Source organism: Kineococcus sp. NBC_00420, assembly GCF_036021035.1.
Taxonomy (GTDB): Bacteria; Actinomycetota; Actinomycetes; order Actinomycetales; family Kineococcaceae; genus Kineococcus.
Genome location: NZ_CP107930.1, coordinates 909,872 through 926,966 on the forward strand (window position 1 = coordinate 909,872; position 17,095 = coordinate 926,966).

A 17,095-nucleotide genomic window follows, 5' to 3' on the forward strand; every position below is an offset into this window, starting at 1 on the left:
GTGCAGCCCGGAGGATGACCACGTGCTCGGCCTACCGGACCACGTGACCGCCCTCCTCTTCGACCTCGACGGGGTCCTCACCGACACCGCCTCCGTCCACGACCAGGCGTGGAAGGCGACCTTCGACGCCTTCCTGCGCGATCGGGACGGACAGGACTACCGCCCCTTCGACCCGGTCCGGGACTACGGCGAGTTCGTCGACGGCAAGCCGCGCGAGGCCGGCGTGCGGGACTTCCTCGCCAGCCGCGGGATCACCGTCTCCGACGAGACGGTGCAGGAGCTCGGGGACCGCAAGAACCGCGACCTGCTGCGCCGGATCGACCAGGACGGCGTCCGGGTCTACGAGGGGTCGCGCCGCTACCTGCAGGCCGCGCAGGCCGCCGGTCTGCGCCGCGCGGTCGTCTCCTCCAGCGCGAACACCCGCCAGGTGCTCGAGGTCACCGGGTTGGCCCAGTTCGTCGAGGAGCGCGTCGACGGGGTCACGTTGCGCGAGCAGCACCTCGCGGGCAAACCCTCGCCCGACAGCTTCCTCGCCGGGGCGAAGGCACTGGGCGTGGACCCGAGCCGGGCCGCCGTCTTCGAGGACGCCCTGTCCGGGGTCGAAGCCGGTCGCGCCGGCGGATTCGGGGCGGTCGTCGGGGTCGACCGCGTCGGTCACGCCGAGGCGTTGCGCGAGCACGGCGCGACCGTCGTCGTGCAGGACCTCGCCGAACTGCTGGGAGGCCGCAGGTGATCGCCCAGGACGCCTTCCCGGTCGAGCCCTGGCACGTGCGCGAGACGCGCCTCGACCTGGACATCCTCGGCAACGCCGAGTCGGTCTTCGCCCTGTCCAACGGCCACATCGGTTTCCGCGGGAACCTGGACGAGGGGGAACCCCACGGTCTCCCCGGCACCTACCTGAACTCCTTCTACGAGGAACGCCCGTTGCCCTACGCGGAGGCGGGCTACGGCTACCCCGAGGTGGGGCAGACCGTCGTCAACGTCACCGACGGGAAGATCGTGCGGTTGTTCGTCGACGACGAACCCTTCGACGTCCGCTACGGAGAACTCACCGCCCACGAACGGGTGCTCGACCTGCAGGCCGGCACCCTGGTGCGGTCGGTGGACTGGACCTCCCCCGCCGGGAAGCGCGTCCGGATCCGCAGCACCCGCCTGGTGTCGTTCGTCCAGCGCGCCGTGGCGGCGATCGAGTACGTCGTCGAGGCCGTGGACCGCGAGGTCCGGGTCACCCTGCAGTCCGAACTCGTCGCGAACGAGGCGTTGCCGGCGCAGTCCGGGGACCCGCGGGTCTCCGCCGTGCTGACCTCGCCGCTGGTGTCGGTGGAGCACGACTCCGGTCGGGCCGGGGCGACCCTGGTGCACCGCACGCGGACCAGCGGGCTGCAGATGGCCGCGGGCATGGAGAACCACGTCGAGGCCCCCGGACGGATCGAGGTCGAGACCCACGACGCCGAGGACTGGGCGCGCACGACGGTCGTCTGCTCCGTCCCGGCCGGGGAGCGCGTCAGGTTGACGAAGTTCGTGGCCTACGGCTGGTCCAGCCTGCGGTCCCAGCCCGCGTTGCGCGACCAGGTGGCGGGTGCCCTCAGCGGTGCGCGCTTCACGGGGTTCGAGGGGCTGCTGCAGGAGCAGCGGGAGTACCTGGCCGAGTTCTGGGACTCCGCCGACGTCCAGGTCGAGGGTGACGCCGAGGTGCAGCAGGCGGTCCGGTTCGCCCTCTTCCACGTCCTGCAGGCCGCCGCGCGCGCCGAGGGACGCGGGATCCCCGGCAAGGGGCTGACCGGTCCCGGGTACGACGGGCACACGTTCTGGGACACGGAGGCCTACGTCCTGCCGGTCCTGACCTACACCGCCCCGGACACGGTCGCCGACGCGTTGCGCTGGCGCGCCTCGGCGATCGAGCCGGCCCGCCAGCGCGCCGGGGAACTCGGACTGCGCGGGGCGGCGTTCCCGTGGCGGACGATCCGCGGAGCGGAGTCCTCCGGCTACTGGCCGGCGGGGACTGCGGCGTTCCACGTGAACGCCGACATCGCGGCCGCGGTCGAGCGCTACCGCGTCGCCACCGGCAGCACGGGCCTGGAGACCGACGGCGGGCTCGTGGTCCTGGTGGAGACGGCCCGGTTGTGGATGTCGCTGGGACACCACGACTCCGCTGGGTCCTGGCACGTCGCGGGCGTGACCGGACCGGACGAGTACACCGCGGTCGTGGCCGACAACACGTTCACGAACCTGGCCGCAGCGCACAACCTGTCCGTCGCCGCGGCCGCGTGCCAACGCCACCCGGACCTGGCCCGGTCCCTCGACGTCGACCTCGAGGAACAGGCGACGTGGCGCGACGCGGCCGAGGCCGTGCACGTCCCCTACTCCGAGGAACTGCGCGTCCACGAGCAGTGCGAGGGTTTCACCCGGCGACCCGAGTGGGACTTCGCCGCGCACCAGGACTACCCGTTGTTGCTGCACTCGCCGTACTTCGACCTGTACCGCAGGCAGGTCATCAAGCAGGCCGACCTGCAGATGGCGCTGTTCTGGTTCCCCGAGCGGTTCAGCGCCGAGGACAAGGCCCGGGCCGTGGACTACTACGAACGCCGCACCGTCCGCGACTCCTCGCTGTCCGCGGCGATCCAGGCGATCACGGCCGCCGAGGTCGGCCACCTCGAACTCGCCCACGACTACGTCTACGAAGCCGCGACGGTCGACCTGCGCGACCTGCACCACAACTCCGCCGACGGGTTGCACATGGCCTCCCTGGCCGGGACGTGGCTCGCCCTCGTCCACGGTTTCGGGGGGATGCGTGACAGCGGCGGCCGGTTGACCTTCGACCCCCGCCTCCCGCACGGCATCTCCCGGCTGCGGTTCTCGATCCGCTGGCGGGACGCGAAGGTGTGCGTCGACATCACGGGTGACGAGGTCACCTACACGATGCGCGACCACGACTCCACCGTGGAACTCGTCCACGCCGGGGAGCCTGTGACGGTGACGACGGGTTCCCCCGTGACCCGACCCATCACCCACCTCGAACCCCTGCTCCCCCGGCCGCAGCAGCCGCCCGGTCGGGCTCCGGTGCACCGCACCCACTGATGCCGGCCCCGCGACCCAGGCACTTCGACGCGCACGCGGACGTCTACGACCGGGGGCGCCCGCCCTACCCCGACGTCGTGTGGGCCCGGCTGCGAGAACTCGAGGTCCTCGTGCCGGGGGCGCGGGTCCTGGAACTGGGGGCGGGGACCGGGCAGGCCACCCGGTCGTTGACGGCGGCCGGGACCTCGGTGACCGCCGTCGAACCCGGTCCGCACCTGGCCCGGTCGCTGCGCCGGAACCTCCCGGACGTCGAGGTGCGGGTGGGCACTGCGGAGACCGCCTGGTTCCCGACGGCCTCCTTCGACGTGGCCGTGGCGGCGACGTCCGTGCACTGGTTCGACCTCGACGTCGTCCTGCCCGCGCTGCACCGGTGGCTCGTCCCGAACGGTTCGTTCGTCGTCGTCCGCAACGCCTTCGGAGACCCGACAGCGGCCCTCACCCCGTTCCGCGCCCGCATCGCCGAGGTCACCTCACGCCGCTCGACGCCGACTCCCTCCGGCCCCGGCGAACTCGACACCGCGGACTGGGTGACCCGACTGACGTCCGGCGGGTTGTTCGCGCCTCGCCACGTCGAGGAGTTCCGCTGGTCGATCGACCTCACGACCACCCAGGTGCACGACCTGTTCTCCACCTTCAGCAACTGGAACGAGGCCGAGGTGGACGAGGCTGCGGGGGCGGTCGAGGAACTCGGCGGTTCGGTCCTGGAGGACTACGTGACGCCTCTGATCGTCCTCCGCCGACGGTGACACCACGTTTTCCGCACCCATCGCTGCACCCATCGCTGCACCCACAATCGTTGCACCGCAGCCGACAAGAGCTTGTTCGAATCATTCGAACGCGATAGACTCACGACATGACAGCGGCACTCGCGGACGTAGCAGGAGAGGCCCCCACCGGGGTCGCCTTCGGCCTCCCCGGCAAGTACCGCCGCTTCGCCGACGCCGCCCACGCCATGTTCTACTTCGGCGTCGCCGACGCCGTCCAGATGGTCCACGACTCCCCCCACCCCGACCTCGACCAGCTCGACGACCGCGGCGTCACCATCACGGGATCCGGGTTCGACCGCTGGGAGGCCGCCGTCGACCTCGTCGCCGAGGAGTACTCCCGCGACGAAGGCATGGACTTCGACCGAGCCCGCGCCACCATCCACAACGCCTGGCGCAGAGGCCACGACCACCAAGTTCTCTGGCAAGCCGTCGCCGACGGCAGTGTCACCCGCTACCAGGCCCGCACCATCGAAGACCACGCCGAGCGCCTCGGCGCCCGAGTCGCCACCCTCACCGAAGAGGTCGACCCCGACGGACGCGTCACCTCCATCCACGCTGAGGAAGGCGAGAAGCTGCTGGCCGGCGAGGCCTACGTCACCGCCCTGCAGGACTACCTCTCCGACGCCGTCCACCACGCCCAAGCAGGACTGACCGGGCGGAAACTCGGCATCAAGTGCTCCCGGAAGGTCAGGGAGCTGACGCCCGGCTACGAGTCCGTCGTCCTGGAGAAGAACGACGACCCTCGCGGACTGGGACACACCCCGTGCGAAGACGGCCTCCACAGCCACCTCGGATTCATCGCACCCACCGCCTTCGCCCTGCGCCTGGTCGCCCACACCAACGCCGCCGCCGATCAGGCCGCCGACACGGCGAAGAAGGCCGGCATCACTGACACCCGCTCCCACGGGCAACGCGTCCGCGACGTCATCGTCGACATGCTCACCGACGCCATGGACCGCGCCGTCCCCGCCCTCTCGGATCCCACCACACTTGCCACCGCTGATTCACCCGCCGTGATCGGGCGCACCCACCGCCCCGCGACGTCGGTCCAGGTCCACGTCCGCGTCGACGCCACCACCCTCCTCGGCCTCGACGACGACGAAGCCACCGTCGACGGCGTCGGACCCGTCCCCGCCCACGTCGCCCGCGAACTCGCCACCAGCGTCGGCGCGATGTGGCAGAAGGTCGTCGCCTCGAAGGGAACCCGCGAGGTCCTCGACGTCGGAGCCAAGGCCTACGCCATCACCGACGCCATGCGCCGCTTCATCACCGCCCGCGACGAGTACTGCCAAGCACCCGGCTGCCACGTCCCCGCCGTGAACTGCGACCTCGACCACACGATCCCCTGGCCCCAAGGCCAGACCACCGCAGGAAACCTCCGGGCCTACTGCCGGGGTCATCACCGCTTCAAGACCCAGTACGTCTTCGAAGCCACGAAAGCCCACCACGCCAGGCTCACCGCCCGAACCGGAAAGCCCACGGAACTGTGGTCCGGACTCCCCGACGAACCACCGTTCTAGACGCTCACACACGAAACACCCCCGCAGCCGGCAGGCTGCGGGGGCGGACGTTCTGGTTCAGCGCCCTTGGATGACGTCGCGCAGCAGTTCGAGGTCTGCCGACACCGCACCGAGGTCTCGCTCGAACTCGTCATCGCTCATGCCCGGCACCCGACGCACGGTGAAGACGACCTCACACCCGTCGCCGTCGGCCAGCACACGCACCGGCATGTAGACCGTGACCCCGGCCGGCGTCACGACGTGGTGGTCGAGCACACCGAACTCGTTGGTGGGGGCGAAGGTCACTCGTGCCCGGCCCTCTGCCTGTTCCACGTACCACTGACCGTCTTCCTCGACGACCGAGCTGCCCAACCCCGGTGCCCAGTTCGGGATGTTGGTGGGGTCCGCTATGAAGGCGTAGACCTGTTCGACCGGGCGGTCGACGTGCACGCTCAGGTGACGGGACTCGGTGGCCATCACTCCATGCTGTCACTGGGCGAGCCCGAGCACGAGACCCAGTTCCGCCCACACCCGCTCCCCGAGTTCAGCGTCCGCGATGGCGGAACCCCCGCGCGCCATTGCCATCCCGCCCGACGGGGCCGGCTCTCCGGGAAGCACCACTCGGTGGCCGGCGAACCTGTCCGAGGGCCAGACCTGGTCGTCGGCACCGGCGCTCAACAGTACCCGACCCCGGATCCGCTCCACCGGAATCGATGCCGCCGCAACGCGTTCCGGGAACGCGGCGAGGCTCCGTTCGTAGAGGGAACGGAACGCCGGGGGTTCGGCTCGACCGGGGACCGTCCGTGCCCTCGACGCTCTCCCACACCACCGACGTCGGGGACAGGGCGACCACCGTCCGGATCCGGGGATCACGAACGGCCAGCAGCAACGCGGCCTCGGCGCCCTTGGACGTGCCTAGGACGACCAAGTTGGTCGCTCAACCCGGCGAGGTGGTCGAGGGCGGGGGTGAATGTCTCGAGCGGCACCTCGCAGATGCCCGGTGGCGGTCAGCAGCCGGACGCGCTCGTGCTCCACCCGACCGCTGAACCTGACAGCACGAGGACCGCCGCCGGGGTCACACGGGGTGGACGCGCAGGTCCATCGCTGCGTAGGGCGGGGTCTCGTCGTCGAGGGCGACGTTCTCCATCCGGACGAGCAACTCCTCCGCGTCCGAGGTGTCGACGACGATGCGCCAGCGCCACTGGCCGGGGACGTAGTCGTAGCCCACGCTCCACACGCCGGCCTCGACGGAACCCGTGAGCACCTGCGCGGCGGGGGTCTGGTGCCAGGAGTCACCCCACAACGCGACGGCGGAGTCCTCGTGGGCGGGGCCGAGGACCAGCAGACCGTCCTGGGCGCCGTCGTCGGGGTGCAACCAGGTGTAGGCGAGGGAGACCAGGTTCCCGCCGGCGCCCTCCGTCACCTCCGCGGTGGCCACGGCGTCGTGGGCCGCGTCGGTGGGCATCAACCGGAAGGCGTTCGATCCCGTCCACGTCGTCATGGCGCAGGATCGTAGTGTCAGCGGCCCCGGTGCAGCTTGACCGCGTGCCGTGCGGCAGCCCGGCCGCGCTTGCGGTCACCGGCCGCGTCGTAGCCGATCGCCAGCCGGTACCAGGCGCCCGCGTCGTCGGGGCTGGCCTCGACCTCGTCCTTCGCGGCCTGCCACAGGACGGAACCGGCCTCGCGGTCGATGCGCCCGGCCGCGGTGCGGGTCAGGTCGTCCTCGGGCAGTTCCCCGCGCGAGGCGAGTTCGCGACCGAGGCGTTCCGTCGCGAGCCCGAACATGAGCTCCCGCACGACGGCCCACAACCCGACGACCGGCAGCAGGAACAGCGCGATGCCGAGCAGGACGCCGGCCCACTCACCGGTCGCGGCCAGCTGGTAACCCAGCCGGCCGAGGAACACGAAGTAGAACAGCAGGGCCGCGACGCTGACGGCGATGATGATCTTGACGCGCACGATCAGTCCAGGTCCAGGTAGTGCTCGAGGCCGACGGTGACCCCGGGACGGTCGGCGACCTGACGCACACCCACCAGCAGACCCGGCATGTACGCGGCGCGCTCGTAGGTGTCGTCGCGGATCGTCAGGGTCTCCCCCGGTCCACCCAGGATGACCTCCTGGTGGGCGGTCAGCCCGCGCATCCGGACGGCGTGCACGTGGATCCCGTCGACGACGGCGCCGCGGGCTCCGGGGATTTCCGTGGTCGTCGCGTCGGGCGAGGGGCCCAGGCCCGCCTCCGCCCGCGCGGCTGCGATGAGGCGGGCCGTGCGGATCGCGGACCCGCTCGGCGCGTCGACCTTCGCGGGGTGGTGGAGTTCGACGACCTCGACGGACTCGAAGAACTTCGCGGCCTTGGCCGCGAGCTGCATGACCAGCACCGCGCCGATGCCGAAGTTCGTCGCGACGAGGACGTTGCGACCGGCGGCCGAGGCCCACGCCTCGACCTGGGCGATCCGCTCGGCAGTGAAGCCGGTGGTGCCCGTCACGACGTGCATCCCGTGCGCCAGGGCCCACTCGACGTTGGCCATCACCTGGTCGGGGACGGTCAGGTCGACCACGACGTCGGCCCCGGCGGCCGCGTCGAGGGAGTCACCGCGGCCGAGGGCCGCGACGAGTTCCAGGTCGGCGGCGGCCTCGAGAGCCGCCACCGCCTGCGAACCCATGCGGCCCCCGGCCCCGAGGACCGCGACGCGGATCGTCACTGGACGACGCCGGTGAATCCGCTGTCGTCGCTGAACGGTCCGACGACGGTCACCGAACGCGGCCGGGAGAGCAGGTCCGCCGCCAGGACGCGGACGTCCTCGGCGGTGACGGACCGCACGTTGGCCAGCACACCGTCGACGTCGAGGAACTGCCCGTGGGTGAGTTCGGACTTGCCGAGCCGGTTCATCCGCGACCCGGAGTCCTCGAGCCCCAGCACGAGACCACCGGTCAGCTGACCGACGCCGCGCGCGAGCTCCTCGGACTCCATCGGGGTGGAGGCGAGCTTCGCCAGCTCCGCCAGCATCAGGTCGGCGACCTGGGCGGCCTTGGCCGGCGAGCAGCCCGCGTACAGCCCGACGTAGCCGGAGTCGGCGTAGTTGGCGTTGAACGAGTACACCGAGTACGCCAGGCCCCGCTTCTCGCGGACCTCCTGGAACAACCGGCTGCTCATCCCGCCCCCGAGGACGGCGTTGAGCACCGACATCGTGAACCGCCGGTCGTCCGTGGCGGTGATCCCGGTCATCCCGAGCAGCACGTGGGCCTGCTCGGTCTGGCGGTCCACCACGAGCGAGCGCCCCTTCTCCAGCCCGCCGCCGACCTCACCGCTGATGCGGCGCGGACGGGGAGCGGCCTGACCGAGGTCGCCCGCGGCACGGTCCAGCTCACGCTGGACGCAGGCGACGACCTCGTCGTGGTCGAGACCACCGGCAGCGGTGAAGACCAGCGAGGACGGCTGGTAGTGCTCGCGGTAGTGCGCCCAGACGTCGTCGCGCCCGACGGCGCGGATCGTGTCGGGGGTGCCGCCGATGGGCCGGGCCAGCGGGTGCCGGCCCAGGACGAGCTCGGCGAACTTCTCGTGCGCGACGTCGCCCGGGTCGTCGTCGTTCATCGCCAGCTCCTCGAGGATGACCTCGCGTTCGCTGGTGAAGTCGTCGTCGTCCAAGACGGCCGAGGTGACCATGTCGGTGACGACGTCGATCGCCATCGGCAGGTCGGCGTCGAGGACGCGCGCGTAGTAGGTCGTGTGCTCCTTGCCGGTGGCGGCGTTCGCCTCACCCCCGACGGCGTCGAACGCGGAGGCGATGTCCATCGCGTCCCGACGTTCGGTGCCCTTGAAGAGCAGGTGCTCGAGGAAGTGCGTCGAGCCGAAGTGACCCTTCGTCTCGTCGCGCGAGCCGACGCCCACCCAGCACCCGATGCTCGCGGAGCGCTGACCGGGCATGGCCTCGGTCAGGACGCGGGCACCGCAGGGCAGGACGGTCCGCTTGACGATCGACCCCTGCTCCACCTGGGCGGGGGTGGACAGGACGGTGGTAGCGGGAACCCCGCCGGCTGCCACGACGGGCAGCTCGACGGGGTTCCCGGGAAGGGTGGACGACACGTCAGGCGTCGGCCGGCTCGCTGGCGGGAGCCTCGTCCGAGGCTTCCTCCGCGACGACGGGGACGAGGGACAGCTTGCCGCGCGGGTCGATCTCAGCGATCTCGACCTGCACCTTCTGGCCCACCGAGACGACGTCCTCGACGTTGTCGACGCGCTTGCCGCCGGAGAGCTTGCGCAGCTGCGAGATGTGCAGCAGGCCGTCCTTGCCCGGCATGAGCGAGACGAACGCACCGAAGGTGGTCGTCTTCACGACGGTGCCGAGGTAGCGCTCGCCGACCTCGGGCATCGTCGGGTTGGCGATGGCGTTGACCGCTGCGCGGGCCGCCTCCGCCGAGGGACCGTCGACGGCCCCGATGAACACCGTGCCGTCGTCCTCGATGGAGATGTCGGCGCCGGTGTCCTCCTGGATCTGGTTGATCATCTTGCCCTTGGGCCCGATGACCTCGCCGATCTTGTCCACGGGGACCTTCACGGTGATGATCCGCGGCGCGGTCGGCGACATCTCGTCCGGGGCGTCGATGGCCTCGGCCATGACGTCGAGGATGTAGAGACGCGCGTCGCGGGCCTGGGTCAGCGCCCCGGCGAGCACCGAGGCGGGGATCCCGTCGAGCTTGGTGTCGAGCTGGATCGCGGTGACGAACTCCTTGGTCCCGGCGACCTTGAAGTCCATGTCACCGAAGGCGTCCTCGGCCCCGAGGATGTCGGTCAGCGCCGCGTAGCGGGTCTCACCGTCGACCGTGTCGGAGATGAGGCCCATCGCGATGCCGGCGACGGCCGCGCGCAGCGGGACACCCGCGTTGAGCAGGGACAGCGTCGAGGCGCAGACCGAACCCATCGAGGTGGAACCGTTGGAGCCCAGCGCCTCGGAGACCTGGCGGATCGCGTAGGGGAAGTCCTCGCGGGCCGGCAGCACCGGCACGAGCGCGCGCTCGGCGAGGGCGCCGTGCCCGATCTCGCGACGCTTCGGCGAACCCACGCGGCCGGTCTCACCGGTCGAGTAGGGCGGGAAGTTGTAGTTGTGCATGTAGCGCTTGCGCGTCACCGGCGACAACGTGTCGAGCTGCTGCTCCATGCGGAGCATGTTCAGCGTGGTGACCCCCAGGATCTGGGTCTCACCGCGCTCGAAGAGCGCCGAACCGTGCACGCGGGGCAGGACCTCGACCTCGGCGGACAGCGTCCGGATGTCGGCCAGACCACGGCCGTCGATGCGGACCCCGTCCTTGAGGACGCGCTGGCGGATGAGGGTCTTCTGCACCGAGCGGTACGCGGCGGAGACCTCCTTCTCGCGCCCGGCGAAGCCCGCGGCGAGCTCGCCCTTGACGCGGTCCTTGATCTCGTCGATCCGGGACTCGCGCTCCTGCTTGCCGGCGATCTGCAACGCGACGACCAGCTCGGTCGCGGCGGAGTCGAAGACGGCCTGGTAGACGTCGTCCTGGTAGTCCGGGAACGTCGGGAAGGCGGCGGTCGGCTTGGCGGCGGTGGCGGCCACCTCGGCCTGCGCGCGCACCAGCTCCGCGATGAACGGCTTGGCCGCCTCGAGGCCCTGGGCCACGATCTCCTCGGTCGGGGCGGTGGCGCCCTGTTCCTTGATGAGGTTCCAGGAACCCTCGGTCGCCTCGGCCTCGACCATCATGATCGCGACGTCCTGCGAACCGTCGGCCGCGGTGACGACACGGCCGGCGACGACCATGTCGAAGACGGCGCGCTCGAGCTCGGAGTAGCGCGGGAAGGCGACCCACTGGCCGTCGATGAGCGCGACGCGCACGCCACCGACCGGGCCGGAGAACGGCAGACCCGAGAGCTGGGTGGACAGCGACGCGGCGTTGATGGCCACGACGTCGTAGGCGTCGTCGGGGTGCAGCGCCATGATCGAGACGACGACCTGGACCTCGTTGCGCAGGCCCTTGACGAAGCTCGGGCGCAACGGACGGTCGATGAGACGGCAGGCCAGGATCGCCTCGGTGGAGGGGCGACCCTCACGACGGAAGAACGAACCGGGGATCTTGCCGGCGGCGTAGCTGCGCTCTTCGACGTCGATCGTCAACGGGAAGAAGTCGAACTGGTCCTTCGGGGTCTTGCCGGCGGTGGTGGCGCTCAGCAGGAAGGACTCGCCGTCGAGGTAGACCGCGGCGGAACCGGCGGCCTGCTTGGCGAGGCGACCCGTTTCGAAGCGGACGGTGCGGGTGCCGAACGAACCGTTGTCGATGACGGCTTCGGCGGCAGTGATTTCGGGACCCTCCAAGGGTTCCTCCTCCAGGTTGCGGTGCGGATGTGCGACACCCGCGCGCCCCGGCCTTCGATCGAGGCCCACGGAAGCCGGAGCTTCCGGAGGCCACTACCGAGGACCGGTGCGACGCTGCGCGGTGTCACGGTGAGTCTGCCGCGAGTGCGGCGGGAACGTGCGACAGGGGTGGCCCCGAGAGTCGGGACCACCCCTGTCGTCAGGCCCCTGACCCTGTCAGTGCTGGGTCAGCGGCGGATGCCGAGACGCTCGATGATCGAGCGGTAACGGTTGATGTCCTTCTTGGCCATGTACTTCAGCAGGTTGCGGCGCTGGCCCACGAGGAGCAGCAGGCCACGACGGCTGTGGTGGTCGTGCTGGTGCATCTTGAGGTGTTCGGTCAGGTCACGGATGCGCTGCGTCAGCATCGCGACCTGGACCTCCGGCGAGCCGGTGTCACCCTCGGTGAGGGCGTACTCGGTCATGATCTTCTTCTTGACGTCTGCGTCGAGGGGCACTCGTGTCTCCTGAACCTCGTTGCGCGGTGCCACGGGGCTTGTCCACCCGGGCTCTCTGGATCCGCGGCCGATCGAACGGCAACGCTCAGACTACAGCAGGATCTCGCGGCACCTCGCGACGTCGCGCTCCATCTGCTGCACGAGGGGCTCGATGCCCTCGAAGCGCTGGGTGGGCCGCAGGTGGGCCACGAAGTCGAGGTCGACGCGCTCCCCGTAGAGGTCCAGGCCCTGCTGGTCGATGCAGAACGCCTCGAGCTGACGACGCACCCCGTCGAAGGTCGGGTTGGTGCCGATCGAGACGGCCGCGGGCAGCCGGTCGCCGTCGCGGCGGGTCAACCAGCCCGCGTACACGCCGTCGGCCGGGACCAGCCCGTCGGCGTGCACGGTGTCCAGGTTGGCCGTCGGGTAGCCGAGCTCGCGGCCGCGGTGGTCACCGTGCACGACGGTGGAGCTGACCCGGTGCCGGTGGCCGAGGATCGCCGCCGCCCGCTCGACGTCACCGGCGGCCAGGGCCTCGCGCACGGCCGTGGAGGACCACCGGGAGGAGTCGCCCTGGCCGCCGAGGTCGGCGAGCACGACGACCTCGAACCCGAACCGGGCGCCGAGCTCCTGCATGGTGGCGAGGTCGCCGGCGTTGGCCTCGCCGAAGCGCACGTCGTGGCCGACGACGACGACGACGGCGTGCAGCGCGTCGACGAAGACCTCCTCCACGAAGCGCTGCGGGCTCCAGCGCGCGAGCTCGTGGGTGAAGGGCATCACCAGCACCGCGTCCAGGCCGGTCTCCTGCAGCAGGTCGAGGCGGCGGGTGAGGCCGGTGAGCAGCCCGGGGGCGCGCTCGGGGTGCAGGACCTGCAGCGGGTGCGGGTCGAAGGTCACCGCGGCGGAGACCAGGCCAAGGGCGCGGGCCAGGCCGACGACCTCGCCGAGCACGGCCGCGTGCCCGCGGTGCACGCCGTCGAAGTTGCCGATGGTGACCACCGACGGGCCGAACCCGGGTTCGACGTCTGACAGGTCATCCCACCGCTGCACGCGAACACTGTGCCAGCAGCCGGTCGCGCGCTCCGCACACGGGCTGACTAGCGTCACCCTCATGAGCACTGGACCTGTGGACCCGACCACCACCGCGGCGTGGTCGTCGCTGACCGAGCACCGGTCGGGCAGCACCCCCGACCTGCGGGGCTGGTTCGCCGCCGACCCCGAGCGCGCGCGGTCGCTGACCTTCGACGTCGCCGACCTGCACGTGGACCTCTCCAAGAACCTCGTCACCTCCGACACGCTCGCCCTGCTCCTGCAGCTGGCCGAGGAGACCGGGGTCCTCGCCCGCCGCGACGCGATGTTCGCCGGCGAGCACATCAACGTCACCGAGGACCGCGCCGTCCTGCACACCGCGCTGCGCCGACCGGCCGGGGCCACGCCGGCCCTGAGCGTGGACGGGCAGGACGTCGACGCCGACGTGCAGGGTGAGCTCGAGAAGGTCTTCGCCTTCGCCGAGGCCGTCCGCTCGGGTGAGTGGAAGGGCGTCACCGGGAAGCCGATCGCGACCGTCGTGAACATCGGCATCGGCGGTTCCGACCTCGGCCCGGTGATGGCCTACGAGGCCCTCAAGCCGTTCGTGCAGGCCGGGCTGGAGTGCCGCTTCGTCTCCAACATCGACCCCACCGACGTGGCCGAGACGACGAAGGACCTCGACCCCGAGACGACCCTGTTCATCGTCGCGTCCAAGACGTTCGGGACCCTCGAGACCCTCACGAACGCGCGGCTGTCGCGGAAGTGGTTGTGGGAGGGGCTGTCCGCAGCCGGAGTCCTCGCCGACGACGACACCGCCCGCGCGGACGCCGTCGCCAAGCACTTCGTCGCGGTGTCGACCGCGCTGGACAAGGTCGCCGCCTTCGGCATCGACCCGGCCAACGCGTTCGGGTTCTGGGACTGGGTGGGCGGTCGCTACTCCGTCGACTCCGCGATCGGCACCTCGCTGGCCGTCGCCATCGGGCCGGACCACTTCCGCAGCTTCCTGTCCGGCTTCCACACCGTCGACGAGCACTTCCGCACCACCGCGCCCGAGCAGAACGTCCCGCTCCTCATGGGTCTGCTCAACGTCTGGTACGTGAACTTCCTGGACGCCCACACCCACGCGGTGCTGCCGTACTCGCAGTACCTGCACCGCTTCGCGGCGTACCTGCAGCAGCTCACGATGGAGTCCAACGGGAAGTCCGTCCGCTACGACGGCGAGGCCGTCACGACGCACACGGGCGAGGTGTTCTGGGGTGAACCCGGCACCAACGGCCAGCACGCGTTCTACCAGCTGATCCACCAGGGCACGCGGATCATCCCCGCTGACTTCGTCGCCTTCGCGACCCCGACGCACCCGCTGGTCGACGGCGACGCCGACGTGCACGCGCTGTTCATGGCGAACTTCTTCGCCCAGACCAAGGCGCTCGCGTTCGGCAAGACGGCGGAGGAGGTGCGGGCCGAGGGCACCGCCGAGGAGGTCGTCGCGGCCCGGGTGTTCTCCGGCAACCGGCCGACCACCTCGATCATGGCGCCCTCGCTGACCCCGGCGGTGCTCGGTCAGCTCATCGCGCTCTACGAGCACATCACCTTCGTCGAAGGGGCCGTCTGGGGCATCGACAGCTTCGACCAGTGGGGTGTGGAGCTCGGCAAGAAGCTGGCGCTGGAGATCGCGCCGGCGCTCACGGGTGACACCGACGCGCTGCTGGCGCAGGACGCCTCCACGGGTGACCTGATCCGGTACTACCTGTCCCACCGCACGAACTGACGCCGCGGCCACCGCCGGGATGAGGGCAACCTCACCCGGCGGTGTTACGTTGCGCGCGTGAGCAAGAAGCGGGACCTGCCGAAGTCCAAGTGCTGCGAGTCCAAGGACAGGTGCCGCCGCTGCCCGATCCGCATGCTCAAGGAGGGCACCCTGCCCGCCGGCTACACCGTGAAGAAGCGCCGGCTCGTCAAGACCGGCGACTGAGCGGTCGCCGGTCAGTCGCCGGGGGCCGGCGGGGGGAGGACATCGCTGTTCACCCGACCCACCGAGAACTCTGAACGGAGACCACCGTGTCGAAGACCGAACCGACCGACGCCGACGTCGACCTGTCCTTCCGGCTGGAGGGGCGCACCGCCCTCATCACCGGGGCCGCCTCGGGGATCGGGAGCGCCATCGCCGGGGCGTTCGCCGCGGCCGGGGCACGCGTCGTGCTCGTGGACCTGAACGAGGAGGCGGCGCTCGCCCGGGCTGCGGAACTCGGCGAGGACCACGTGGGGTTGCACGGGAACGTCGCCGACCCGGACTCCGTCGCGGCGTTCGCCGCCGCCGCCGGGCCCGTCGACGTCCTCGTCACCTGTGCCGGGATCGTCGACCTCGCCCCGGCCGAGGAACTCGACCCGGCGGTGTTCGTCCGGACGGTGTCCATCAACCTGACGGGGACGTTCCTCACCGCTCAGGCCGTGGGCCGCGGCATGCTGGAACGCGGCCGGGGCAAGGTCATCACCATGGCCTCGCAGGCTGCCTCGGTGGCCCTCGACGGGCACGCCGCGTACTGCGCCTCCAAGGCCGGGGTCGTCGGTCTGACCCGGGTCCTGGCCTCGGAGTGGGCCGGTCGCGGGGTCACCGCGAACTCGATCTCCCCGACCGTCGTGCTCACCGAACTCGGCCGGAAGGCCTGGGACGGACCGAAGGGTGACGCCGCGAAGGCTGCGATCCCGACGGGACGCTTCGCCCTCCCCCGCGAGATCGCCGGCGCCGCGCTGTTCCTGGCCTCCGGCGCCTCGGACATGGTCAACGGCACCGACCTCGTGGTCGACGGCGGGTACACCATCCGTTGAGGCGCACCAACCCAACCGCCCCCGGGCACTGAGGAGAGTCGACGATGACCAGCGTTCCCACCACCATGCGGGCCAGCGTCCTGCTGAAGCAGGGCGTCATCGAGATGCAGGAACGACCCGTGCCCACCCCCGCCGACGGCGAGGTGCTGGTGAAGGTCGGTTCCGTCGGCGTCTGCGGGTCCGACGTCCACTACTACAAGCACGGCCGCATCGGCGACATGGTCGTCACCGCGCCGATCGTCCTGGGCCACGAGGTCTCCGGGACCGTCGTCGGCGTCGGGCGCGGAGTTTCCGAGGAACGCCTCGGTGACCGGGTCGCGATCGACCCGCAGGTCCCGTGCCGGACGTGCCGGCAGTGCAAGACCGGTCGCTCGAACCTGTGCCCCTTCATGGAGTTCTACGCCACGCCCCCCTTCGACGGGACGTTCTGCGACTACGTGACCGCACCCGTGGACCAGGCCTACACCGTGCCGGACAGCCTGTCCGACGAGTCCGCGGCGCTGCTGGAACCCTTGAGCGTCGGGCTCTGGGCCGCGCACAAGGCCGACGTCGGCCCGGGCGACCAGGTGCTGATCGCCGGGGCCGGCCCGATCGGGGCGATGGCTGCGCAGGCCGTCCGCGCCCGGGGCGCCACCGACGTCGTCGTCACCGACTTCGTCGACTCCCGCCGGGAGCGGATCACCGGGTTCGGGGCGACCCGGGCGCTGCACCCCGTCCAGGACGCGGCCGAGATCGCGCAGATCCGCGCCGACGCGTTCATCGACTGCTCGGGGGCGACGCCCGCTGTCCTGTCGGGCATCAACTCCACCCGCGGTGGTGGGACCGTCGTCCTCGTCGGTCTCGGCGCGGAGGAGATGCCGATCCCGGTGCAGCTCATCGCGACCCGCGAGATCAACCTCACCGGCGTCTTCCGCTACATCGACACCTGGCCCCGGGGCATCGAACTCACCACCTCCGGTGCCGTCCACCTCGACGACATGGTGACGGCCCGCTACCCGCTGGAGCAGGTCGAGGACGCGTTGAACGCCGACTCCGACCCGCTGAGCATGAAGGCCGTCGTCGTCGTCAACCCCGCCGAGAAGTAGGAGCCCCCG

The 17,095-nt window shown here is 70.9% G+C and carries 16 protein-coding genes; 8 read left to right on the plus strand and 8 right to left on the minus strand.

Translation table 11 applies throughout. From position 1 onward, the window contains the following. The first annotated feature begins 22 nt into the window (after positions 1–22). From OG218_RS04490 to OG218_RS04505, 4 genes are all read left to right on the plus strand, one after another. Complete coding sequence (locus OG218_RS04490) at positions 23–733, plus strand: beta-phosphoglucomutase family hydrolase (RefSeq protein ID WP_328292002.1); 711 nt, start codon at positions 23–25, stop codon at positions 731–733. Continuing rightward, a complete protein-coding gene (locus OG218_RS04495; protein ID WP_328292003.1) occupies positions 730–3,078 on the plus strand; it encodes a glycoside hydrolase family 65 protein in 2,349 nt (782 codons plus the stop codon). The genes OG218_RS04490 and OG218_RS04495 overlap by 4 nt, the downstream gene beginning before the upstream one ends. Then, positions 3,078–3,824: a class I SAM-dependent methyltransferase gene (locus OG218_RS04500; RefSeq protein ID WP_328292004.1), complete on the plus strand. Its 747-nt coding sequence runs from the start codon at positions 3,078–3,080 to the stop codon at positions 3,822–3,824. Before OG218_RS04495 ends, OG218_RS04500 begins: the two co-directional genes overlap by 1 nt. A gap of 107 nt (positions 3,825–3,931) precedes the next feature. Then, the gene (locus OG218_RS04505; RefSeq protein ID WP_328292005.1) at positions 3,932–5,365 is read left to right on the plus strand and encodes an HNH endonuclease signature motif containing protein; all 1,434 of its coding nucleotides are present in this window, start codon (positions 3,932–3,934) and stop codon (positions 5,363–5,365) included. A 57-nt stretch (positions 5,366–5,422) separates the two neighbouring features. Here OG218_RS04505 and OG218_RS04510 read toward each other — a convergent pair whose 3' ends face one another. The 8 genes from OG218_RS04510 to OG218_RS04545 all read right to left on the minus strand — a co-directional run bounded on the left by OG218_RS04510 (position 5,423) and on the right by OG218_RS04545 (position 13,196). After that, positions 5,423–5,821 carry an SRPBCC family protein gene (locus tag OG218_RS04510; protein ID WP_328292006.1) on the minus strand — a complete coding sequence of 133 codons (399 nt, stop codon included), beginning with the start codon at positions 5,819–5,821 and terminating at the stop codon, positions 5,423–5,425. A gap of 598 nt (positions 5,822–6,419) precedes the next feature. Beyond that, positions 6,420–6,845 (minus strand): hypothetical protein, encoded by a 426-nt coding sequence (locus tag OG218_RS04515; RefSeq protein WP_328292007.1) that lies wholly within the window; start codon positions 6,843–6,845, stop codon positions 6,420–6,422. 17 nt (positions 6,846–6,862) lie between these two features. Continuing rightward, positions 6,863–7,303: a hypothetical protein gene (locus OG218_RS04520; protein ID WP_328292008.1), complete on the minus strand. Its 441-nt coding sequence runs from the start codon at positions 7,301–7,303 to the stop codon at positions 6,863–6,865. Positions 7,304–7,305: 2 nt separating this feature from the next. Continuing rightward, positions 7,306–8,046: a 4-hydroxy-tetrahydrodipicolinate reductase gene (gene dapB, locus OG218_RS04525; protein WP_328292009.1), complete on the minus strand. Its 741-nt coding sequence runs from the start codon at positions 8,044–8,046 to the stop codon at positions 7,306–7,308. Next, positions 8,043–9,428: a M16 family metallopeptidase gene (locus OG218_RS04530; protein ID WP_328292010.1), complete on the minus strand. Its 1,386-nt coding sequence runs from the start codon at positions 9,426–9,428 to the stop codon at positions 8,043–8,045. Before OG218_RS04530 ends, dapB begins: the two co-directional genes overlap by 4 nt. Before the next feature lies 1 nt (position 9,429). Further along, positions 9,430–11,670 carry a polyribonucleotide nucleotidyltransferase gene (locus OG218_RS04535; RefSeq protein ID WP_328292011.1) on the minus strand — a complete coding sequence of 747 codons (2,241 nt, stop codon included), beginning with the start codon at positions 11,668–11,670 and terminating at the stop codon, positions 9,430–9,432. A 227-nt stretch (positions 11,671–11,897) separates the two neighbouring features. Continuing rightward, positions 11,898–12,167 carry a 30S ribosomal protein S15 gene (rpsO, locus tag OG218_RS04540; protein ID WP_328292012.1) on the minus strand — a complete coding sequence of 90 codons (270 nt, stop codon included), beginning with the start codon at positions 12,165–12,167 and terminating at the stop codon, positions 11,898–11,900. A 90-nt stretch (positions 12,168–12,257) separates the two neighbouring features. Then, positions 12,258–13,196: a bifunctional riboflavin kinase/FAD synthetase gene (locus OG218_RS04545; RefSeq protein ID WP_328292013.1), complete on the minus strand. Its 939-nt coding sequence runs from the start codon at positions 13,194–13,196 to the stop codon at positions 12,258–12,260. Between the two features lie 61 nt (positions 13,197–13,257). On the opposite strand from OG218_RS04545, the gene pgi reads away from it, so the two are divergent. The 4 genes from pgi (at position 13,258) to OG218_RS04565 (ending at position 17,086) form a co-directional block, all read left to right on the plus strand. Next, positions 13,258–14,943 carry a glucose-6-phosphate isomerase gene (gene pgi / locus OG218_RS04550; protein ID WP_328292014.1) on the plus strand — a complete coding sequence of 562 codons (1,686 nt, stop codon included), beginning with the start codon at positions 13,258–13,260 and terminating at the stop codon, positions 14,941–14,943. Between the two features lie 57 nt (positions 14,944–15,000). Then, a complete protein-coding gene (locus OG218_RS04555; protein ID WP_328292015.1) occupies positions 15,001–15,147 on the plus strand; it encodes a hypothetical protein in 147 nt (48 codons plus the stop codon). An 86-nt stretch (positions 15,148–15,233) separates the two neighbouring features. Further along, positions 15,234–16,001, plus strand: coding sequence for a GolD/DthD family dehydrogenase (locus OG218_RS04560; protein ID WP_328292016.1), 768 nt, complete (start codon positions 15,234–15,236; stop codon positions 15,999–16,001). Between the two features lie 44 nt (positions 16,002–16,045). Further along, positions 16,046–17,086 (plus strand): NAD(P)-dependent alcohol dehydrogenase, encoded by a 1,041-nt coding sequence (locus tag OG218_RS04565; RefSeq protein WP_328292017.1) that lies wholly within the window; start codon positions 16,046–16,048, stop codon positions 17,084–17,086. Positions 17,087–17,095 lie beyond the last annotated feature (9 nt).